This is a genomic window from Larkinella terrae (genome assembly GCF_009668025.1).
GTDB classification, from domain to species: domain Bacteria; phylum Bacteroidota; class Bacteroidia; order Cytophagales; family Spirosomataceae; genus Larkinella; species Larkinella terrae.
This window is the reverse complement of sequence record NZ_WJXZ01000001.1, coordinates 468,545-490,857: the sequence shown is the minus strand read 5'-3', so window position 1 is coordinate 490,857 and position 22,313 is coordinate 468,545. Positions and strand designations below refer to the sequence as shown.

Genomic DNA, 22,313 nt, shown 5'->3' with positions numbered 1-22,313 from the left:
CAACTTCTAAATCACTTTAGGTTGTTTAATTTTTCCAGATGCACTCTGGAGTTCAATACCGGTCAGGAAACCAACGGCTTAATCCCCATCTCCGTTTACACAGTCGCGCACCCGATACGGTTTGCGGTACGAATGTACACAATCTTCCGGTATACTTTTTAGTCTCAACCGGTTAGGCAACCCAACAAATGAGCCCCTGCGCCCGTAAAAGATCGGCCAGTTTCCGGAGCCCCCATTCTTCGCTTCGCCGGTGGCCAATTGCAATAACCGTCAGCCCGGTTGCATCGACGGCTCTCTGGGCTCCTTTCCGGTATTGCCCCGTGATATAAAGCCCGGCACCCCGATCGGAGGCTTCCCGAATGAGAGCGTCCGTCATGGCGCCGACCACCGCGATTCGGTCCGGTGCCGACTGACGGCCCGGATAGGCTTCTTCATAACCGCCAAACAGGTCGATAATCTGGTTGCGCCAGCTTTCAAGGTCCAGTTGCGGGCTCCGGCCCAGCATACCAATCGGGCGGGGGGGCAAACCGGGTGCCTGCTTGTAGCCGATGGGTTCCGGCCCTTCGGCAACTGTCCACGGCAGACCTACCGCTTCCGCCATCGATCGGTTGTAACCGATCGTAAAGTGCTCATCAAAAGGTAGGTGGTGCGCTAAAACGGTCGTGTTTTCGGGTAAAACCGCCGGGTCGAGGTGCCAGGGGCGATGCAGCCAAAGGGTATCGATGCGGTTTTCGACAAGCCAGTCCGGAAGGCCCGGCCACGGTTCGAGGGCCAGTCCGATACGCCGGACCGGTTGATCAATCGAGTCGGGATGAGAGTGATAAATCCCGCCCTGTTCTTCCGGCGGATAAGCAGCGGTTGTAAAAAGAAACGCCAGATAGTGAACCAGTTCGTCTAGTCGCATGCTCAAACCGTTTATCAATAAACGGTTTGGGGTAACGTTGTTTGGGGCCTTCCTGCTAAAAAACATTCATTCATCCTTAATTCTGATGATCAGGTGATAGACCATCCAGAGATGGGGGTGGGAATGATGGAGCCTGATTGTTCACAATCAAAAGCTCGGTAACCGTGATCAAGTCCAGTAATTGTACCTTGATCTGACCAAGCAAGTGATTGTCGAGTTGTTCGGGATGTTCGGCACAACGGTTCATCATTTCCCTAACCACCACTAAATTCCCCTGAATTTCCAAAATAGCATCTTCCATATGGTCTGGAGTTAAACGTTTTCATAGGTTTTGCAAGTGCAATTCTTTACCAGTTTCGTGAATAACTAAACCCATTCAGAGAAGTTTAAAAAAACAAGGCGAGGGAAGTGGATTCAGGTTAGGGTCTTATCGTCTCTGACAAACAGCGTCAACGGGTAACCGGGCCGGATTATCCTATTGATTTGGCGTACGCTTCTAACAGCTTTTCGACCAGGATTCCGTTGATTCGCATTCCGGTCAGGGCGCAGTCAGTTACCTCCACATCCTTCAGGCTGCCCCCCGTGAGCGTGCTGCCCTCCAGGTGACAATTTTCAAACCGTAACGGCCTTTGTCTAGCCGCCGGGTCGTAGTTGGGGTGGCTTTCCGGGGGCATTCCAATGTTGTGAATATACGCGCCACCCAACTGAGCGCCGTCAATCTCTAAATCACTCAGGTCGGCGTTTGTGATTTTCGATCCGGCCATGCAGATGTTCTCAAAATGCACCTGCGGCTTATCTACCGGATTATCTGGAATGGGTTAATTTCCTGCGTACGGTTTCAGCAGTTCGTAAATCTTTTAAGCTGATTTTGGCACGGTCCCGCAGAACTTTACTGGCGTAGAACTGATCTGTGGCCGTGTGCAATAAAAAAGCCAGCATTTGCGCTTCACTTTCGGTTAATTCCAGGGCAATTTGTTTTTTCATGGTATCTGTTGTCGGTAAAATAGGAGTGCACAGGGTGCTCCGCCCAAGCGGTTTTCTGTACATAAGTGCTGCTGCTTGAGGCAACTTCGTTCAGAAAAGGAGATGAAGCACAGACCACTAAAATAACAAAATAATTGAATAATTAGCTCCTAAATAAGCGGTTTTGCTGATAATAATGCAATAAAAAAAGAGCGTCGAGGTCCGCCTTCAACGCCGGTATGGGAGGAACCGGAATTATTTGTAACGCACCTCAATGCGGTGTTCTCAGCCGGGCAGATCAGTCAGCCTGACATACGGGTTATTCCTGACTTTTTCCAGTGTTGATGGACTCGTTTTTCCGTCTGCCTTGCTCATCGGCAACGCCTACGCTTCGGAAACCATCGGCGGCTGGCACGATGCCTCGAAAGGAACACTGCTGCTGGGCAATGGACACGGGAAATTCAAAGGCTGCCACGAAAGCGGTTTTCGGGCGGACAAGGTAAAAACCGCCCCGACCGGTTTTGGGAAACATTTTTTTGCCCATTCTGTAACCTTTTTGTCAGATTGAAGTTTCCGGGAAAATTTCAACCTGATGAACGGCAACCGACTTCCTGTTTCGATCGGCCTATCGGCCTGGCTTATCTTACTAATTAGCTCATTTTCATATAGTCAGCCTAAATCTGCATCAAAGAGCATCGACGCATTTCTGCGTAAGCAGATGCAGGAACGCCGGATTACGGGGCTGCAACTGGCGGTGGTGCAAGGTGGAAAAATTGTGTTGCTCAACTCCTACGGACTGGCGAATGTTCAGGATTCGCTGCCGGTTACCAATCGCAGCATTTTTCCGATTTACTCCTGCACGAAGGCATTTACGGGGGTTGCCATAATGCAATTGGTGGAAGAAGGAAAGGTGGATCTGGCGGCCCCGGTATCCCGGTACCTGGAGGGACTGCCGGAATCCTGGCGACCCGTTACCATCCGGCAGTTATTGACGCACGTTTCGGGACTGCCCGATATCAATCGAATCCTGAATCCCAGCACGTACGGACTTCAGGGGGTTGGAAGCGAGGAGGCCGCCTGGGCGAAAGTGCAGACAATGCCGATGGATTTCCCGACCGGAGAACAGTTTGCCTATAACCAGACCAACTACGTGTTACTGGGGAAAATGATCGATAAATTCAGCGGAAGGCCTTTTACGCAGGTGTATCAGGAACGCCAGTTTGACGTAGTCGGAATGCCCGGAACGGTTTTTGGCGATTCCCGCGATGTCATTCCGAATAAGGTGCAGTCGTACCGGTATGTAACGCGTCTGGATGGGAAAGCGTATGACTCCGAAAAACTGATCACTAGCTACGGGGAACATCCGCCGTTTAAACGAGCCGCTTCGGGTCTGAACAGTACCGCTGAAGACATCGCGCATTGGGTGATTGCGCTGCAACAGGGTAAGCTTCTGAAAACAAAATCGGCGCTCACTACGCTGTGGACCGCTGGGAACTATAAAAACGGGAATCCGACCCAATGGGCCCTTGGCTGGGTGACCAAACCGCGTCCCAGCCACAGCGCGGTGATGATTACGGGCGGATCGGTATCGGCGATTTTCGTGTATCCGGAGGATGATTTGGCCATCATTGCACTCACCAATCTGTCCGGTTCCTATCCGGAAGAATTCATCGATGAACTGGCCGGTTTCTTTAAACCCGAAATACCGCTGGCCGATCCGTTGACGGCCTTACGGATGCAGCTTCAGCAGCGTGGGTATGCGCAGGCACTCGCCATTGGCGATGAACTAAAAAGAAAGGAGAAAAATAGCTGGCCAACCGAGAACGACCTGAACGACTGGGGTTACCGGATGATGAATGGGATGGGGCAGGTCAAGGAAGCACTGGAGGTTTTCAGGCTCATCGTTAGCCTGTATCCCAAAAGCTGGAACGCATATGACAGCCTCGGCGAAGCCCTGTTGAAAAACGGGAGGAAAGACGAAGCGATTAGCATGTACCGGAAATCAGTCGAGTTAAATCCTGACAATCAGAATGGGAAAAACGTCCTGGAGCGGATGTTGAAGTAGAGTTGCTTGAAAACCGGTTTAGTAGTAGCCCAATGCTTTAACCGGGTTGTTTAGTATTTCCAGGTGAGTTGAAAGAAGAAAGGCGCCGGTCAGGAACCCGCGCCTTTTCTATTTTATCAGTTTACTCTCATTTATCGTTTCAGCATTTTCAGAGTCACATTTTTCAGGCCGCTCGTTACCCGCAGGACTAACAAACCCGCCGGTTGTTGGTGTACCGAAAAGTGCTGCAGCTCAACGGCCTGAGCGGCTCCAATCTGCCGCTGGTCGAGCGCCCGCCCACTGGCATCGGTCAGTTGCAGTTGGAGCGGTTTTCCTTCGGCGCCCCGAATTTCCACCTCAATCCGGTCCGAAACCGGGTTGCCTAACACCGTTACCTGCAGCTCCGAACCGGTTTCGGCCGATAAGCGGGCCGGGGCGGGGGAGGAACACGTCAGCGGTTTTCCTGAATCTTTCAGCCCATACGTACTGCCCAGTATCCGCCCGTAGATCACTCGGGTAACGCCGTCTTTGAGGCTATTAGGCACCGTGAAACTATACGCATGGGCGCCGTTGCCTTTTCCGGCATTTTTCAAGTCATCCCGGTAGATGTTGGCGACCGTACTGCCCCAGACGGTTTCGGCACCCCCGGCGGTTTTCGAGTAAAATTCGACAGTGACGGGCGCGTTGGGTTTGTTGCGATCCCAGACCCAGCCGCGAATCGTGCCGCATTCGACTTTGTCCAGGTAGCCTTCAAAATTCCCGGTGACAGGGGCCGTCGTGGAAGCCGGATTGACCACCAGCGGAAAACTGATGCTGTTGACGTTCCCGGCTGCATCGTTCGCCAGGTAGGTGAGCTGGAAGGTACCCGCCTGCCGGGGAATTCCGGAAATAAACCGGGAATGGACGGTTTCAACCTCATCCGGATGTAACCCGGCGGGCAGGCCTCTCAGTTCGTAGTAAATCTCATCGCCTTCCGGGTCGGTGAAGGGAACCAGCGTCGCCGAGAACGGAACGCCGACCTGAGCCGCCAGCGGAGCAATCAGAATTGTGGGGGTTGGAGGCACCGGCGGTTTGTTTCCGGGCACAGTGCTCACGCAAATCAGGGCTTTGGGCGAGTCTTTCAGGATGAACTGGCTGCCGGTCACGCGGGCCGAGAGCAGGTGGGACGTGTTATAGTCCTTGAACGATTCGGGAATCTTCCACCGAAAGGCATGTTTGCCGTTGCCTTTGCCCGCATCCAGCAGATCCTGCCGGAAATCGCCCGCCGGAATCGTATCGACGATCGTTGAACCGTCCAGAATTTCAATGGAAACCGGAGTGTTGGGTTTGTTGCGATCCCAGGCCCAGCCCCGGAAACTTTCACAATCCGCCCCGTTGATAAAACCGTCGAAACTGCCCGTCACCAGCGGGGAAGTGACTACGACGGTTGCCGAACCCACCGGGCTGGTGCATTTCCCCTGCGAACAGGTGGCCTGATACACCAGTGTTCCGGTGGTGGAGGTGGGGACAGAGATACTTGTGCCCGTTCCGCTGGTTCCGTTGGAGCCAGTCCAGGAGATTGTTCCGCTGCAGGTGGAGGCCGTTAACGAAACAGAGGGCGTGTTTTGAATAACCGTTAGGTTGGAAGAACCGTTTTGGGTCAAGGTTGGGGCTTCTGAAAAGCTGGGCGTCACCAGCAACGTGACGGAGGCCGTTCGGGTGGTATAGCCTCCGGCGGAAGAAGCCGCAACCGTGAGCGTAAAAATGGTGGGACTGCTGACCGTGGGCGTGATCAGGGTAGGGGCATCACCGGTGCCGGTGAAACCGGCGGGCTGGCTGCTCCACACGTACGTAACCGCCGGAAAGTTGGAAGTCCGGGTGGTGGGGTTAATCGAACTGCCTGCACACTCCGTCTCCGAAGTCAATGGATCGATTTCGACATTATTAACGCACTGAAACTCCGTCGTTAGTGAGCTTGAATTCGCCATCGCAACATCGAGGGCCGAATCATGATTCAGGTCAAGGAGGACTGAACCGGCATTACTGTCATCAATCGAAAAGTTGGAAAGATATTCGTCGTCAAAGGTTCCGGGATTGGTGGGCTTGTTCGTATAAATAAACATGTAATAATCGTACGTGTCGGGCACCAGCAAATCGGGCAATCCATCGCCGTTCATATCACCGATCAGGGGTGTTTCGGGGCTGTTGGTGGTTGGATACAGCGTTGCCGGGCCAAAGCGGCCGGTCCCGTCATTCAGCAATACCGCCAGCTGATAGTCGATGTTGGTGGCCAGATCCGGAAAACCGTCGTTGTTCAGATCCCCGGCGGAAAGAGGCTCAATGTAGTTGTCATTCCCGGTGACGACGGGTGCCAGAAAATCCGTTCCGTCGCTTTTCCGAAGCCATACTTTTAAGTTCTCGTCGCCCGCACCCGCAGTGATCAGATCGTCGAACCCATCGTTGTTGAAATCACCGACGGTTATATGGACGGATTGCAGGAACGTGTGCGGCAAGGGCGAAGGAGTAGTAAATGTACCGGGCTGGCTGGCATCGTTCAGCAGAACGCGGGCGGTTTCGAAACTTTTGACCACCAGATCCGGGTAGCCGTCGTTGTTAAAATCCCCGGTGAACAGGCCCTCCATCCGGTCGTTGTAAGTGTAGGTAACGGGGTTCTGAAAGGTGCCGGTGTTGTCGGCTTTATTCCGAAAAAGGATCAGGTTTGAATTGGGCGCATCGTCCACGCCCGCGATGATATCCAGGTAGCCATCCTTGTTAAAATCAGCGACGACCGCATAATCCGATAAGTAGCCGATCGTATAGGAGAAAGGTGCCGCCAACTGGCCGGACTGATCGCCTTTGTTCAGGAAAATGGAGAAGCTCGCCGGAAACCGGTCAAAGATGACCACATCGGCCTGTCCATCCTTGTTGAAATCGCCCGATTGAATTTTCCGGTTGCCCAAGGCAAGCGTATACGAATCGCCCTCGTAGGTACACTGCCCCCGGACGAAGGCCGGGGAGACGGTCAGGGTGAAAAGCAGAAGCTGGTAGAGAAGCCGGACGAATACGGGTTGATAGCGCCAGCGGCTGCGCAATTGGTGTAGTAGTTTTTTCATGACGACGGTAGATGGGTTTGTGTTCTACCGGCGCAAACGTAGACTGGACGTCACGAAAAGGCTGTCGCTTTTGTACCAACGACGATCGTTTTTGTACCAGCAGACCGAAAAAAGCCCGACGAAATGGCTTTACCCCTTGCCCTGAGTCATAAACTGGCTGGGCGTGATCTGATACTGAGCGCGGAACATCTTGGAGAAATGGGCGGGCGTTTCAAACCCCACCATGTAGGCGGTTTCGGCAATGGTATGGCCTTTTGTCAGTAATTGGGTGGCACGTTTCAGGCGGTATAACCGGATAAAATCACCCGGTGACATACCCGTCAGGGTCTTCATCTTCCGGTGCAGACTCATGCGGCTCATGCTGGTCTGCCTCATGACCTCCTCCACCCGGAAACCGGATTTATCCAGATTGGCTTCCAGCAGGGCCGTAATCTGTTCCAAAAAGGGATCGCTTTCGGCCGGGGCCGAACCTGGAAACCCTTCCGTCTGAGTCAGTTCGGCATGAATCCGTTCGCGCAACCGGCGCTTGCTTTCGAGCAGATTCCGCACCCGCAACTGCAATTCCAGCACGTGGAACGGCTTGGTGATGTAATCGTCAGCGCCCTGCGTCAGGCCCTCGATGCGGTCGCTGAAGGAAACTTTGGCCGTCAGCAGAATGATCGGGATGTGGTTGGTGCGCAGGTCGGTTTTCAGGTTCTGGCAGAGCGTGTACCCATCCATAACGGGCATCATCACATCGCTGATGATCAGATCCGGCATCCATTTCAGGGCCTCATTCAATCCTTCCAGGCCGTTGCTGACCGCGCGAACCTGGTAGGAATCGGGCAGGCTTTCGGTGATAAACCGGGTCAGTTCGGCGTTGTCTTCCACCAGTAATAGCTGGATGGTTTCGTCGGTTGCGGTCTCAACGGCGTCGGTTGAAGGTAGTTCGGCTTTTTCAGCCTCTTCGGCGGGCTCGGCCAGCCGCCCCGGTAAACGAATCAGGAACGTCGTGCCGAACCCTTCGCGGCTTTCGACCTCAATCTGACCCTGCTGACAATCAACCAGCTCTTTCACCAGCGACAGCCCGATGCCGGTTCCGGCCGGGCGATTGGGCATGGCCGTGGCTCCGGCATCAACCTGGTAGTACCGGTTGAAAATCAGCGGAATGCTGGCGTCCGGAATGCCAATACCGGTGTCGGTGACATCCAGCATAAAACCGCAGGACTCCGGTTCCTGCGGTCTGATACTGACCCGGATTTCCCCCATTTTCGGGGTGAACTTAATGGCATTCGAAACCAGATTGTAGACGATTTGTTCCAGTTTGTCGAGGTCAAACCAATAGTCTTGCCTGATCTGGTTGTCGCAATTCAGATCAATTTCCAGACTATTGGCCTGATCGCGAAAGGGCAACAGCCATTGTTCGACACACTGCCCCGGATTGCCCCGCGACTCGGTGATTGTCATCATGTTGGCTTCCAGTTTGGAGAAATCCATCAACTGATTGATCAGTCGCAAGAGTTGCCGGGCCTGCGTTTCGGCAACGGACACCCGGCGCTGGATGCGGGGTTCGAGCTCTTCGTGCAGGAGCTGTTCCATCGGCGACAGAATCAGCGTCAAGGGGGTTCGGAACTCGTGGGTAACGTTGGCGAAAAACCGGCTTTTCATGGCGTCGAGCGCCCGGAGCTGCTCGGCTTCCCGTTGGTTGGAAAGCATCCGCTGCTCCATCCGCAGGCGGTTGGCATAATTTTGGAACAACGCGTAGGCAATTCCGCCGATTACCAGCCCGTAGAGAATGTACGCCCACCAACTGGCCCACCAGGGCGGCCGAATGGTAATGTGCAGGGTTCGGATGTGCGGACTCCAGATGCCCGAGGTGTTGGTGGTATTCAGCCGCAATGTATAGCTGCCGGGCCGTAAATCCGTAAAAACCGCGATGGGGCGGCTATTCTCCACCCAGCCAGTGTTGAGGCCCGTCAGCTGGTAGCGGTACCGGTTTTTGGTATGCTTGTTAAACTGAAGAGCTGAAAACTCGAAGGTCAAAAAGTTCTGATCGTACGGCAGTTCCAATCGCTCAAGCGCTTGCGGTGGCAGCTCGCGGAGGGGCGATTCGGGACCGGGTAGAACAAGCGTATTGTTGATTTGCAGGCTGGTAATTTCCACATTAGGCCGAAAGGGATCGAGTTGAACCTGGCTGGGGTAAAACGCCGTAATGCCTTCCAGTCCGCCCATCAGAATCTGGTCGTCCGGCAGGTGTACAAAATGGTAGCGGTTAAACTCGTCGGCCAGAATACCATCTTCGGTGGTGTAATTCCGGATTTGCAGGGTTCGGCGGTTGATGCGGGTCAGGCCTTTGTTCGTGCCCGCCCAGACGTCGCCGTGCTGATCGGGAATCACCGAATAAATGACATTATTGGGCAATCCATCCGTCTGCCGAATGCGTCGGCAGGCGCCGGTTTTTTTGTTGAAGAGACAGATTCCACTCCCGTACGTACCGATCCAGAGCAGATTTGGGTCGTCCGGGTCGGTGGCAATACTCAGTAACTCGTTACTTGTCAGCGAGGTCGGGTTTTGGGGCATGTGTTTATACACCGTAGATTGACCGGTTTTTCGATCTATTCGCCATAAACCCTGTTTGGAGGTAATCAGCCACAAAGCCATTTCATCGACGGTCAGCATTCGGATCTCCCCCCTGATGGCTGACGGAAGCTGAAACGGGAAGGTTTCCCATCGTTGTTGCGACTCACTGTAGCGATATGCCAGGGAGTCAAAAACCGCCCATACCTTTCCCTCGGGATCAGTCGTCAGTGGACAGGTCATCGTCCCAATGTCAAGGCTCAGGAACGTGACCGGGAACGGAATTTTTTCATTTTTTTTAGCCTTCAAATCGACCCGGTACAGCTCCGAACTGCCCGAATTGTACCAAAACCGCCCCTGTCCGTCGAAGGTGTAGCGAAAATTATAGCTCGATAAGCGGGGATTGAAGGGAATCGGATTGTTGGGTGAACCATTGAGCCAGCCGTTGCTCATTAAATCGGGCACAAAATTGGCCTGGTATCGATTCGCCTGAAACGGGATGATCCGCAAATCGTATTTGCGAACCCCCGAACCGGTTGTGCCGACCCAGAGCACATCGGACTGATCAATGCAGACACCTAAGTAAGAAAGCGGGTCTGCGGGGTCGCCGGACTTCAGCATAACCGGCCCTTCAGCGTCGGTGAAGCGGAAGAGTTGATCGTGTCGGGAAAAATAAACCGCCCCCTGGCGGTCGGTCGTAAAATGGGCGTGGCCATTCGGATGCGGGGTCGGCGGGAGCGGATAGGTGCGAAAGGTGCCGGTAGACGCTTCCCGCACGGTTAATAAGCGGTCGTAAGTAAGGATCAAGTCGCCGTTGGGTCGGGTAAACAACCCCTTCACTTGCCGATCGGGCAGGGAGCCGGGTTTTCCGGGCTGGTATTCATACCGGAGGAACTTGCCGGTTCGTTCCTCAAAACCGGCAATCCCGTTTTCGGTCACCACCCAGTAATAGCCGTTCCGATCCGAACAAATTCGAAAGCGGACATACGGAACCGTCGACTGCGATTGGGTCCACCGGTGCGACCGTAAATCGAACGAAGCCATTCGACCATCTTTGCGCATAAACCATAACCGGTCCTTTGCATCGATGTGTAAACTGATGGGCCAGAAATCGCCCGCCAGCTTTTGAAACGCCGGGAGTTTCGAAATGGGGGTAAATTGTTCGGTAACCGGATCAAGCTGGTCAATGTCACCCCGCTCGGAAATCAGCCAGAGTTTTCCGTGGTGATCGATGATCAATCGGGTGATATCGACGAAGGAAATCGATGGCCGTCCGTCGGGATCAGGCTGAAAAACTTTAAACCGGTTGCCATCGTAGCGCGCCAGCCCGTCGCGGGTCGCCATCCAGATGAAACCCTGCCGGTCTTGCACAATTTCGGGTACGAACGCCTGGGGCAGTCCCTGGCGGTCGGTGAGCAATTCGGGGTCTGGGAGTCGGTTCGTCTGGGCAGGCAAAATCGTTGGAGACCATAAAAATCCCCAAAAAACGACTAAAAAAAACCAGCATAGCGGAACGTACCTCTGCTTCATACAGCACTTCAGACCGGCGCAACTGTCCAAAGTAACAACAAATTCTTTTATGTTACTTTTTTAGGTAAATCATTTCTTTATAAGCTCTTACAGAATAACGAGCGCTCTGGTAGGGGGCATCTACTGGCAGGCCAGATCCGCCTGTGGTTTGGCTCAACCGGGCGATGGCATCCAATGCACTGGAATCGCTATTTTTGGTTTTCTATTTTTTATTCGCTTCCTTAAATGAATCAAACCTCATGAATTATCCTTACTAATCTTCACCAGCGGTTATGCTTTCGACTATCCTTTCCTGGCTGTTTTGCCTTTCGCCAACAAACGCTTTTCCGACGGAAATAGCAGCGGCAACAGATACCATTACCATCACGGGCACGTGCTGGGACGTTACGACGGGAATGGATTTAAAAGCCAGCGTTACGGCCTGGAGTTACGGTAAAAAAAGCCAGGTTGGTCAAAGTGATGCAAGCGGACAATTTAAGCTTCGGATTGCGGATTCAACCCAGGCCCTGACTTTTGAGGTCGCCGGTTATCCCGCAACGACCGTGCCGGTCAACATAGGTGGAAAAATGGATACAAGTGCCCGGTTCAGAATTCATCTGCCTTTAATCGCCAAAGACTCCCAGCAGGTTGTCAAAACCTACCCGGCTGCCGACCGGGTTTCCCGCAGCAGCAAAACTGAAATGGTGTATTTTCGGGTGCAGGACGCGCGGACATTCAAAAGAATCCGGGCGACGGTTTGCTTCATTTATGCCCTGTCAGGCCGCACCCAATGCGTTGAGGTCGATTCGGCCAAAGTACCTTCCTTCGTTAACCTGAACGCCAAGGAGAAGATTCGTTTCGAAGTTCGTGCCGAGGGCTATCAATCGTACCGGGGTGAGTTGCTTGCCGGTCAGCAGGGTGCGGAAGACGCCCTGTACCAAATTAAATTGTTACGTCTTTACAACGTTCTGGCCGTTTCCTACGCGGTTCCGGCTAACCTGAAATTTCAGTATGAATTCCGGAACGCCAGCAATACGCGCCAGGTTTCCCAAATGAATGTCCCGGTGCCATTTTTTGAATGGAATATTTTTAAACCGGAGGAGGTCTACACGTTTCTGGCTACAACGGCGGATGGGCAGCTTGTCGCCAATGAAACATTCCGGATGAAACCGGGCTTTAATTTCAGGGTGTTTCGGCTGAGCCGTCCGGCACAATCAAAACCGGTCAGCGACGGAGCGGGTAAGTTATTCGACAGCACGGTTTTATACTTTGATCAAAGCGACTATTCGTTGCGGAAAGATGTCAGGTTGAAGCTGGATTCTATTTCCTGGCAGTTGATCAAACAGCGGGATGTAATGGCCCGGTTGACGGGGCATACCGACAACGTCGGTCGGCGGGATTTAAACATGACCCTGTCGGAATACCGCACGCGGGTAGTGGCCACCTATTTACAACAAAAAGGAATTTCGCCGGGTCAGCTTTTAGCCTCGTGGAAGGGTTCTGATGCGCCAGCGGCTCCGAATACGACCGAAGAAAATAAGGCTAAAAACCGCCGGGTTGTTATCCGATTTGGTGCCAAATAAAACCGCGAAACGGGTTGAGTGCTTAGGGGAACCATTGTCGGTTTGGCGACGGTCCGCTGGGGCAACATCACCCGAAACCAGTTATCCACTAACATGAAAATTCCTGCGTACCTATTGGCCGGTTTGCTGCTGGCGGGCCTGGCGACCCGTCAGCCTGAACGCTCCTCACCCAATCTGAAAACCGGGGCACGTTTGGGCATTTCAGAGCCAGTGGCCCGGGTCGATACGCAGTACAACCATTTTTTTACCCGCTACGCGGGCTGGAACGGTGGCGATGGGGTTTATTCGACGCTTCTCCCGGATGGGCGTATTTTCTGGACGTTCGGCGATACGTTTCTGGGGCTTGTAAAACCGGACCGGACTCGACCATCCGATCAGAACGTTATGGTCCGGAACTCGACGATGATTCAAAAGGGCGAAACCTTCGACGGCTTTACGACGCTCAATCAGGGCGCTACGACCACCACGGCGGGCCAGACTTATTTTATTCATGCGAAACAGCAGGGCGGCAAGGACTGGTATTGGCCACTGGATGCCACCGTTTACAACCAGAAGCTGCAGGTCGTACTGAGTCATATCCAGAAAACCGGGTCCGGTTCCTGGGATTTCAAGAATGCCTCGATCGATATTGCGATCTGTTCGCCGAAGACGGGGGCCATCGAAAAAATGATCGCCAATAAATACCAGGGGAAGTGGGGCTACGGCGGAGCCCTCTGTGAAGCGGCTGACGGGTATACCTACCTCTACGGCGTTATTCACGGCAACCTCACGACGGATGTTGTCGTCGCCCGCGCTCCGAAAGGCGACCTGACCGCGACCTGGCAGTACTGGAACGGCCGCCAGTGGGGTCGTCAGCCAGACGATTATTCGATCTATAAAGATGCTTCCGATCAGTTCAGCGTGTTCCGGTACGGTGCCAAATACTATCTTTTCACGCAGGAAATCGTGTTCGGCCGGCGGCTGTTTCTGTCGGAATCCAACAGCCCGGTTGGCCCCTGGACGGCTAAAAGACTGCTCTACACCGTTCCGCCGGAACACGGCACGGGCAAGGTAATTACCTACAACGCCCTGGTGCATCCTGAACTGTCAAAAAACGGCGATTTGCTGATTTCGTATTGCGTCAACGCGTCGGATTTTGCCGACAATTTCAGCGTTCCGGGCAGTGCGGATCGGTATCGGCCCTATTTCGTTCGGATAACGAACTGGCCATAAACCGGTCTCTAATAAAACCGCTGCACGTTAGACCAGCATTTCATCAACCGGAACGTTGCCGGCCTCGGCTTTCACCAGGGTAATAAAGTGATCACACAGTTCGCCCAAATCGGCGGGAAGGTCGTTGTTGACGCTCCGGACTCCACCCGGTATTTTGACGATAATTCGTCCACCGACTTCTTCCAGCAAAAGCAACAGGCCATTAAAAACAACCGTAATCTCACCAGCGCTGTTCTGTTCGACGTTCTGAATCAGTCGGTTGGCGGGCCCAAACCCCGAACCCTGCTGGAACTGGTGCTGCAATTGGTTGTAAATCTTCGTTATGATCGCCATCTTTCTACCCATTTTTTGACGGGCAATTTACAGATTCGTAGCCGATTTTGAATCAGTCAGGCTTTTTAGGAAGGCAATTAAGGCGGCTTTGTCCGATTGGGTCAGTTGGAGCCGGTCTTCGGGTAAGGTCTGGAATTCCGGGTCCAGGCCGAGTCCTTTTCCGCCCCCCTGATCGTAAAAATCAATGACTTCTTCCAGCGTCTGAAATGCGCCGTTGTGCATGTACGGGGCGGTTAATTCGACATTCCGGACGGTGGGCGTTTTAAAGGAACGTCGGTGAATCTCTCCGCCCGTGTGATTGAATTTGCCCAAATCAGCATCCAGCACGGCGCCTTTCTGGACGAACCGTTGCGGAACTCCCAGATTCTCGCTTTCGCTTTTCTCAAAATGGGGCGGAACCAGCCCGTTGGTCAGGGGCAGAAAGTGGCAGGTGGCGCATTTGGCTTTTCCCGCAAACAGATTGAAGCCCCGGATTTCCTGCTCATCCAAAGCCGCCCGCTCTCCCCGAACATACCGGTCAAACCGGCTGTTGAGGCTGACCCGCGAACGCTCGTAGCTGGCCAGGGCATTGCGAATCGTGAACGGCGTAATGCCGTCGGCGTACGAAGCGGCAAACTGCCGGGTGTATACCGGATTGGCTTTCAAAAGGTTAGCGGCTTTTTCGAGCGAACCGTGCATTTCGTTCACGTTAGTAACCACATCCGTGGCCTGATCTTCCAGAAATGCCACCCGCGAATCCGCAAACAACGCCCGCTGCAAGCCAACATTCCAGAGGGTTGGGGTGTTGCGTAAAACCGCCTTGCGGCCATCCAGGGTACGGTTTTGGGGCATCGCGTCCGTAAAAGCCCGCTCGGGCTGGTGGCAGCTGAGGCACGACCGACGGCCGTCGCCGGACAGAATGGGGTCCGCAAACAGCATCTTGCCCAGGGCAATGCGCCCGGGTGTCGTCCGGTAATCCGTTCCGGGCGTATAATGGTTGACGTCAAACACATTGGCCGCAAAAAGCGTCCGGGCGTCGGAACGCAGCCCGCGTGATTCCTGGAAAGGTTTAATGTCCAGTGCGTTCTGGGCGTCCAGCAGAAGGCTGCTGAGGGGATTCGCGATTTCGGTAATAAAGGCCAGCCGATCGAACGAATTAAAAGCATCCGGATTCGACCTCAACCGGCTTGGCGCTTGTCTGAAAACCGCCTGTAGGGAATCCGCGATCGACACCCTTTTTGTCAGTAAAACGGGCTGATAATAAGCCAGATACTGCTCCAGGCTTTGGAGGGCGGTTTGGGTTTCGGGGAGTGAATGCAGCGCAACGGGTGAATCAAAACCGGTGATTCCCAGCGTAATGATTCGGAATACTTCCAGCCGGAGCGCATCAAAAATATGGGCGTCGGTGGTTGGATTATTCTGCGCAACGATGACCAACCGCTTGACATTGACCACCAGCGTGGCGGTTTGCCGGGCCAACTCGTCGGCCTGCTGCGGGTCCGGTGTGGGAAATAAGAGCGGCTCGATGACCTGAAACCCTTCGGGCTCAATCGTTTTGGCATCGGACTCCTCATACTCCGGCACGGCCGCGCCGTTGATGGCTTTGGCGGTGGCCGGGAAATAGTATTCGGCCAGCCATTCGACCTGTTTCCACCGCAAGCGGGCCTGCCGAAAAGCCGCCTGCCGGGACGACGTACTGCCCTTTTTCACCACGGTTTGCAAAAACCGGACCGCCGAATCCAGCGCGGCAACATCCCGCTGAAACTGCGCCGTCACCTGTTCAACCGGCGTCAGAACCGGTTGCTTAACCCGCTGAAAACCAAAATAAGTCGCCAGCAAAACCGACGCCACAAAACCGATGATCGCAATACGTTTCATGCTGGGCATATGAAAAATTCCTGCCGAAAGACTTCGGCAGGAATCGACTGAGTAGAGTTGAAAAAATTAACGGGGAAGACCTTTCACGATAACCAGTTGGCTGGCCTGCTTCTCGCTGGTCCGTTTCGAACCACCATCGACGCCTTTGTATTTGTCGTCCGTCCAGGTGTGCGCCTGAACCCCGAAAACAAAGGTGTTGGGAACGCCGATGATGTCGGAAATGTCGATGATTCCGCTGCTTTCCCAATCGCCGAATTTCGACACGCCACCCACGTTGTATTTGGCGGCATCGGGCTGATTCCGGCGGTGATCAAGCTCGAAAACCGCTTTCAGCGCGCCGGTATTCAGGTTATACTGGTAGACGTAGGCGTCGTGCGTTTCGTCACCGTATCCGTTGGGGTCTTCCTGAATGTAAGCGTAGTTTTCAGTAACCAGAATGTTGTCCGGGTCCTGAAAGGTTTTGGCCATTCCGTTGCGGTCGTCGCCGTCGATCACGACTTCGAGTTTACCCTTGGTCGGATCGCTGGCATCCAGTTTCAGGCGGTAAATACGGCCGTATTTCGAACGGGAATAATCGGCGTTGACTCCGGTATTGTTTTGTCCCGTTACGGTAAAATAAACTTCCCGGCCATTCGCTGCACTGCCTTTCCGGTAGTCGACGTCTTCAACCCGGCCAAAACGGATGGCTTTCAGTTCGTCAACTTTCTGGTTGATCTGCAACCCCGTCAAGGTCGCCTGATTCTCGATTTTGATGAACTCTACGTCGTGAAATTCACCGACTTTCATGTTCATCTCCTTCTGGTTCAGGTCTTTCCGGCGCATGATGTAATAGCTGCCGTTGTCGAGATCGCCCACCGTGTTGCTAATGTACACCAGAATCTGACCGCCGTAAACAGCGCTGTCATCGTCGCCAATGATGATGACGGTTTTGCCCGGGAAGGCGGTTTTGGGCAGCGGCACGGCATTCTCGGCGCTCTGACGACCCAGAGCCGGTTTTTCTTTGGTAACGCCCGCCGAAGCCGGATCACCGTACGGATTCAGGGCGTGGATACGGGATTCTTCGCCACTTTCACCGCAGGTCAGAAACAAAGGACCAAAACCGTGTTCCTCGGGGGTGGCCATGGTGGCCGAACAAAGCCGCCACTGCGCCCCGTCTGAATTGAGCAGGTATTCCCCTTTAACCGGTTTGAAGGTTTTGTCGAACGTCAGCCGGGACACGGCAAAATTGTCTTCGTTGTTGACCAGAAAGGTGAAGGTATTGTCGTTATTTTTGAGCAAACCGGCACCGTCGGCCGATCCGCCAAAGACGTAATTCGGTGACTGGTCCAGTTTGTCATCCGAACTGAGCAGGGCAAACACGTCCAGATTTTCAAAACCGGGCAGTTTTTTAACCAATGTCGGGGTTACCGAGTGACTTTTGAGGGCAACCTCCGAAGGCTGTTGAACGTGATCCTGGAGGGTGCAGCCGTACAGGGCCAATGCCACCAGCGCCGAAGCTTTGGTGGAAAACCAGCGTGGAGAAATTTTCATGAATCAGATGCTAAGTGAAATAGGTTATTGAATCACAAAGAACCCGCTTGCCTGTTACTCGGGGATTACCTGTAGATAAAGGCTCGAAGAAGTCGGTGCCGGAAGAATTAACATAACATTAAAGTTTGAAAAGAGTATGGCAGAAATTTGATCGGAAATGCCGGTTAAACCGCAACGTATGGACGCTGAATTTTGCTTCGTTTCCGTCAGGGATTTGCCTTTGCGGATGGGTTTTCGAGGATTCCGGTTGCAGAGGCCGGGCCGGCGAGTCCGGTTTTCAGAGTAGCCTACTTTGGTAACATAAGAAGCATATTAAAATATTCTGTTAATATTGTACCTGACAAATTTCACCTTCAAATTTAGCGTTCATGGCCAGTAGTGTCTCCCAACTTCTCAAATCAAACAAAGCACGGCTGCTTGATTTATGGATTCAGAAACAATTAGCCAGTGAGAACCTTCGGGACGATTTAATGACGAACGATGAGCTGCGGGGGCAATCCGAAGATTTAATCGGGGCACTGACTAAAAATATAACGGAGGAGAACATTGATCAGGTCGAATCCAATCAATTCGACGAGGTTTTTGAGATCCTTTCCGGTATTTCCCTTGCCCGCGCTCAGCAGGGTTTTACGCCCCGCGAAACCGGTTTGTACATTTTCAGCCTGAAAGAAGCTATTCTGGAACTGCTCCAGCAGGAAATAAAAGATACCGGTGAGCTGTTGACGGCCGTTCTGAAAATAAACCGGCTGCTCGACAGTTTAGGGGTGGTCACGTTTGAAACGTTTATCAAGGGCCGTGAGGAGGTCATTCTGCGGCAAACCGAGGAAATCAGCGACATATCGACTCCGGTGATTCAAATCTGGGAAGGCATTCTGGCCCTGCCCATCATCGGGACGCTCGATAGTTCGCGGACGCAGGTCGTGATGGAAAGCCTGCTTCAGAAAATTGTGGATACCGGCAGCAGCATCGCCATTCTGGATATTTCCGGGGTTCCTGCCGTCGATTCGCTGGTCGCCCAGCACCTGATCAAAACCGTCAGCGCCACCCGGTTAATGGGAGCCGAATGCATCATTAGCGGTATTCGCCCCGAAATTGCCCAGACCGTTGTTCACCTGGGAATCGATTTGTCGAACATCGTTACCAAGGCTTCATTAGCCAGTGCGCTTAAACACGCGTTTGCCATGAACCGCATGGTTGTCAGGCGGTTGGAGGTCGAGAAGAAGACTTTTTAATGAAATATGGATAAAATACCTATCCTTCGGATGGGACCATTTTTACTGGTCACCATTCAAATTGATCTCTACGACCGTCTGGCCCTGAACCTGGAAGCTGATCTGGTCCAGAAGGTCCACCAAACCGGCGCCCGGGGTGTCCTCATCGACATCTCGGCCGTATCAATCGTCGACTCATTTATGGGTCGGATTCTGGGTAACATCGCTAGTATGACCCGTGTGCTGGATGCCGAAACCGTTGTTGTCGGTATGCAGCCAGCCGTCGCCATTACGCTGATCGAGCTTGGTTTATCATTAAAAGGCGTGCATACGGCCCTCGACGTTGAACGAGGAATGGCCCTGTTGCAAACCAAGCTTGATCTGGACTACGAAATGGCCGACGACGATGCTGATGACATTGAGTAAGGACTCCATGTCCATTACGCGGGAACAGGACCTGGTTCCGTTTCGAAACCGCGTTAAAGAAGCAGCAGTTAAAATCGGCATGGGAATCGTCAATCAGACGAAGCTCATCACCGCAGCCAGCGAACTGGTTCGTAACATGTTTCGCTACGCCGGTGGGGGCGAAGTGCTGATTGAAATCGTCAGTAAGGGGCGCGAATCCGGTGTTCGGCTCACCTTTGCGGACAAGGGACCGGGTATTGCAAACCTCGATCTGGCGATGCAGGACGGCTATTCCACCGGCAAAAGCCTGGGTCTGGGACTGCCGGGTGCGAAGCGGTTGGTCAATGAATTTGACCTCAAAAGTACCGTTGGTCAGGGGACCACCGTCATGATTTTAAAATGGAAAAATGGATAACTCCCCGCATGTGCGATTTCAGGCTACCGATCGGAGTTATCTGGCACTCACCAAAAAAGGAATCAGCCAAATTGCCAGTCAGGTGGGATTTCGTCCCCAACGTTTAAGTGAGATTGATCTGATTGTTGCCGAAATGACCTCAAATCTGGTCAAACACGGCGGAGGGGGTGAGATGCTGGTCCGGCACTTTAAAACCGCCAGTAGCGCCGGGCTGGAATTGATCAGCATCGACAGCGGGCCGGGCATTGCCGATCCGGCCCGAATGATGCAGGATGGCATGTCGACGACCGGCACGATGGGAACCGGTCTGGGGTCCATCAAACGGTTGGCCGACCAGTTCCAGCTGTACTCCATCAAAGGTTGGGGAACTATCCTCCTGGCCCGGGTCTTTGAAAACCCCGCGAGTGACCTGCAACCGGCTGGCGGTATCGAATTTCGCTCCCTGCTGGTACCCAAATCGGGTGAAACGTTCTGCGGAGACGGCTGTTACGTCAAGCGGACCCCGGACTACATCAAACTGTTGCTGGGCGACGGGCTGGGCCACGGCCCCGAGGCTCACCGCGCGGTTCAGGAAGCGATTAAGGCCTTTCGCACCTGTCCGCACCACCGGCCCGTCGATATCATCCGGTTTATCCACCAGTCGGTCAACAAAACCCGGGGGCTGGTTGGGTCCGTAGCGGTTTATGAGGTAGCGAGTCAGCAATGGAGCTGGTGTGGCGTGGGCAACATCTCGACCCGGCTCATCGGTCCAATGACCACAAAAAACATCCTGTCTTACAACGGGATTATTGGCATGAACGTGCCCGGTACGATGAACAACCACACGTTATCCGTCGAGCGGGGGCAACTGCTGGTCATGTGTTCGGATGGAGTGCAGTCCCGCTGGGATCATTCTAAATATCCATCCATCCAACGGTATGATCTAACAATTTTGGCCGCTGCCTTGTATAAAGATTATAACCGGCAAACGGATGACATCTCTTTATTTATCGGGCGTTTATAAAATCAATGGAGGACCTTGCTAAAGTATCACTCGACAACGAGATGGACCTGATTCTGGCCCATAAACGGACCATGAAACTGGCAGAACTGGCGGGTTTGTCCTTAGCGGCCCAAACGACATTTGCCACGGCGGTGTCGGAAGTGGCCCGGTATGCCATTGAGTTGGGGACCCGGCCGCAACTCACGCTCAGTGCGTTAATTTCTCCGAAAAAACAGTACCTGGTGGTCACGGTGGAAGATGAGCATCTGCCGGTGGCCAATCCGCTCAACCAGGGTTTGTTATACGCTCAGCGGCTGGTCGAGAAACTGGAAATTGCCACGACCGACGTCGGCAGCCGGATTACGTTGTACTGCGGTTTGCCCAGTTCCCGTAAAATCAGCACGGACCGGTTTGCGAACTGGCGGTCGCAATTCGTGGTCGATCAGCCGTTATCAACCTATGATGAAATCAAGCGGAAAAACGATCAGTTGCAGGAACTGGCCGGGCGACTGCACGACAGTGAGCAGCATTATAAACGCGTAACCGATTCGCTGCCGCTGATGATTTTTACCGCCAATCAGGCGGGTCAGCTCCTGTACGCCAACGCCTGGGTGACCGATTTCACGGGATTTTCCATTCAGTCCCTGAACCAGACCAGATGGGCGAAGGTCATGCATCCCGACGATTTTACGGATTTCTGGAAGGAATGGGTCCGAAAGGCCGATAACAGCCTTCCGTTCCTCTACGAATGTCGGCTGAAAGAACAGACCAAACAGGCTTACGAATGGCACCTGTTTTCGGCCGTACCGGTCAAAAACGAACCGGTAAAAGTAACCGCCTGGTCCGGTTTTGTCGTGAATATTCATGCCCAGAAAATTGTGGGGCAAACGATCCAGGAAAAGGAAGAACTGGCGCAGGCCAAAACAAAGCTGGAACAGTCGGAGCGCGACCTCCAGGCGACGGTTAGTGAATTGAACCGCAGCAATGCGGAGTTAAGCCAGTTTGCCTACGTCGCATCGCACGACTTGCAGGAGCCCCTGCGGAAGATCCAGGCGTTCGGTGAAATTCTTGTCAACCAGTACGCCCCTCAACTGGACCATACCGGTACGGATTTGATCAATCGGATGCAGACGGCTGCCAACCGGATGAAAGTACTGGTCAAGGATCTGCTCTCGTACTCCCGGTTGACAACCAAGCAACAGCCTTTTGAATTACTGAACCTGAACCAGTTGCTTTCGGAAATCCTCATTGATCTTGAAACCAGCATTCAGGAGAAAAAGGCCACGATCGTTGCCGCCGAACTGCCTGCGATTCAGGGCGATCCATTGCAATTACGGCAGCTCTTTCAGAACCTGCTGTCGAATGCCCTGAAATTTTCCAAATCCGGCCAACAACCGGTGATCCAGGTGGCGGGTTCGGTACTAACTGCCGGGGAACTGCCCGCTTTTGTGCCCCGAACTGGCTCATCTTCTTACGTTTCTATCTCGGTTGCGGACAACGGGATTGGTTTTGAACAGAAATTTGAAGATCGCATTTTCCGGTTATTCCAGCGTTTACACGGGCACAGTCAGTACGAGGGCACGGGAATGGGCCTGGCGATCTGTAAAAAAGTTGCGGACAATCACCAGGGTTATCTCACAGTACGCAGCGAACCGAATCAGGGTAGCACGTTTGTGATCTACTTACCTGTTGAACGGTAACGAACCTTTTTTTTGAC

The 22,313-nt window shown here is 53.4% G+C and carries 18 protein-coding genes; 9 read left to right on the top strand and 9 right to left on the bottom strand.

The window, feature by feature from the left end:
• Positions 1-172: 172 nt before the first annotated feature.
• From GJJ30_RS01935 to GJJ30_RS01920, 4 genes are all read right to left on the bottom strand, one after another.
• Positions 173-904, bottom strand: a complete 732-nt coding sequence (locus tag GJJ30_RS01935) for a Nif3-like dinuclear metal center hexameric protein (protein ID WP_170299097.1) — start codon at positions 902-904, stop codon at positions 173-175.
• Positions 905-980: 76 nt separating this feature from the next.
• Positions 981-1,205: a hypothetical protein gene (locus GJJ30_RS01930; protein ID WP_154172589.1), complete on the bottom strand. Its 225-nt coding sequence runs from the start codon at positions 1,203-1,205 to the stop codon at positions 981-983.
• A 169-nt stretch (positions 1,206-1,374) separates the two neighbouring features.
• Complete coding sequence (locus GJJ30_RS01925) at positions 1,375-1,668, bottom strand: pentapeptide repeat-containing protein (RefSeq protein WP_154172587.1); 294 nt, start codon at positions 1,666-1,668, stop codon at positions 1,375-1,377.
• A gap of 40 nt (positions 1,669-1,708) precedes the next feature.
• The gene (locus tag GJJ30_RS01920) at positions 1,709-1,888 is read right to left on the bottom strand and encodes a hypothetical protein (protein WP_154172585.1); all 180 of its coding nucleotides are present in this window, start codon (positions 1,886-1,888) and stop codon (positions 1,709-1,711) included.
• A 253-nt stretch (positions 1,889-2,141) separates the two neighbouring features.
• On the opposite strand from GJJ30_RS01920, the gene GJJ30_RS01915 reads away from it, so the two are divergent.
• Together GJJ30_RS01915 and GJJ30_RS01910 are read left to right on the top strand one after the other, a co-directional pair.
• Entirely contained in the window at positions 2,142-2,435 is a 294-nt protein-coding gene (locus GJJ30_RS01915) for a hypothetical protein (protein ID WP_154172583.1), read from the top strand.
• 24 nt (positions 2,436-2,459) lie between these two features.
• The gene (locus GJJ30_RS01910) at positions 2,460-3,932 is read left to right on the top strand and encodes a serine hydrolase (protein ID WP_154172581.1); all 1,473 of its coding nucleotides are present in this window, start codon (positions 2,460-2,462) and stop codon (positions 3,930-3,932) included.
• Between the two features lie 131 nt (positions 3,933-4,063).
• Here the strand turns inward: GJJ30_RS01910 and GJJ30_RS01905 are convergent, their stop codons facing one another.
• Positions 4,064-7,003, bottom strand: a complete 2,940-nt coding sequence (locus tag GJJ30_RS01905) for a T9SS type A sorting domain-containing protein (protein WP_154172579.1) — start codon at positions 7,001-7,003, stop codon at positions 4,064-4,066.
• A 129-nt stretch (positions 7,004-7,132) separates the two neighbouring features.
• Positions 7,133-11,014: a hybrid sensor histidine kinase/response regulator transcription factor gene (locus GJJ30_RS01900; RefSeq protein WP_170299096.1), complete on the bottom strand. Its 3,882-nt coding sequence runs from the start codon at positions 11,012-11,014 to the stop codon at positions 7,133-7,135.
• A 347-nt stretch (positions 11,015-11,361) separates the two neighbouring features.
• Between GJJ30_RS01900 and GJJ30_RS01895 the strand changes: the two genes are divergently transcribed.
• Positions 11,362-12,651: an OmpA family protein gene (locus GJJ30_RS01895; protein ID WP_154172575.1), complete on the top strand. Its 1,290-nt coding sequence runs from the start codon at positions 11,362-11,364 to the stop codon at positions 12,649-12,651.
• Between the two features lie 93 nt (positions 12,652-12,744).
• Entirely contained in the window at positions 12,745-13,863 is a 1,119-nt protein-coding gene (locus tag GJJ30_RS01890) for a DUF5005 domain-containing protein (protein ID WP_154172573.1), read from the top strand.
• 27 nt (positions 13,864-13,890) lie between these two features.
• Here GJJ30_RS01890 and GJJ30_RS01885 read toward each other — a convergent pair whose 3' ends face one another.
• The 3 genes from GJJ30_RS01885 to GJJ30_RS01875 form a co-directional block, all read right to left on the bottom strand.
• A complete protein-coding gene (locus tag GJJ30_RS01885) occupies positions 13,891-14,196 on the bottom strand; it encodes a hypothetical protein (RefSeq protein ID WP_154172571.1) in 306 nt (101 codons plus the stop codon).
• Positions 14,197-14,223: 27 nt separating this feature from the next.
• Positions 14,224-16,053 (bottom strand): cytochrome c peroxidase, encoded by a 1,830-nt coding sequence (locus tag GJJ30_RS01880; RefSeq protein ID WP_154172569.1) that lies wholly within the window; start codon positions 16,051-16,053, stop codon positions 14,224-14,226.
• A 66-nt stretch (positions 16,054-16,119) separates the two neighbouring features.
• Positions 16,120-17,583, bottom strand: a complete 1,464-nt coding sequence (locus GJJ30_RS01875) for a PhoX family protein (protein WP_154172567.1) — start codon at positions 17,581-17,583, stop codon at positions 16,120-16,122.
• Between the two features lie 368 nt (positions 17,584-17,951).
• Here GJJ30_RS01875 and GJJ30_RS01870 point away from each other — a divergent pair, with 368 nt between their 5' ends.
• Genes GJJ30_RS01870 through GJJ30_RS01850 form a run of 5 tightly spaced genes read left to right on the top strand, consistent with a single transcriptional unit; the run spans position 17,952 to position 22,296 of the window.
• The gene (locus tag GJJ30_RS01870) at positions 17,952-18,815 is read left to right on the top strand and encodes an STAS domain-containing protein (protein WP_154172565.1); all 864 of its coding nucleotides are present in this window, start codon (positions 17,952-17,954) and stop codon (positions 18,813-18,815) included.
• Between the two features lie 30 nt (positions 18,816-18,845).
• Entirely contained in the window at positions 18,846-19,220 is a 375-nt protein-coding gene (locus tag GJJ30_RS01865; protein WP_438821587.1) for an STAS domain-containing protein, read from the top strand.
• Positions 19,201-19,614, top strand: coding sequence for an anti-sigma regulatory factor (locus GJJ30_RS01860; protein ID WP_154172561.1), 414 nt, complete (start codon positions 19,201-19,203; stop codon positions 19,612-19,614). The genes GJJ30_RS01865 and GJJ30_RS01860 overlap by 20 nt, the downstream gene beginning before the upstream one ends.
• Positions 19,607-20,617 (top strand): SpoIIE family protein phosphatase, encoded by a 1,011-nt coding sequence (locus GJJ30_RS01855; RefSeq protein WP_154172559.1) that lies wholly within the window; start codon positions 19,607-19,609, stop codon positions 20,615-20,617. Before GJJ30_RS01860 ends, GJJ30_RS01855 begins: the two co-directional genes overlap by 8 nt.
• 5 nt (positions 20,618-20,622) lie before the next feature.
• The gene (locus tag GJJ30_RS01850; protein ID WP_154172557.1) at positions 20,623-22,296 is read left to right on the top strand and encodes a sensor histidine kinase; all 1,674 of its coding nucleotides are present in this window, start codon (positions 20,623-20,625) and stop codon (positions 22,294-22,296) included.
• Positions 22,297-22,313: the final 17 nt, after the last annotated feature.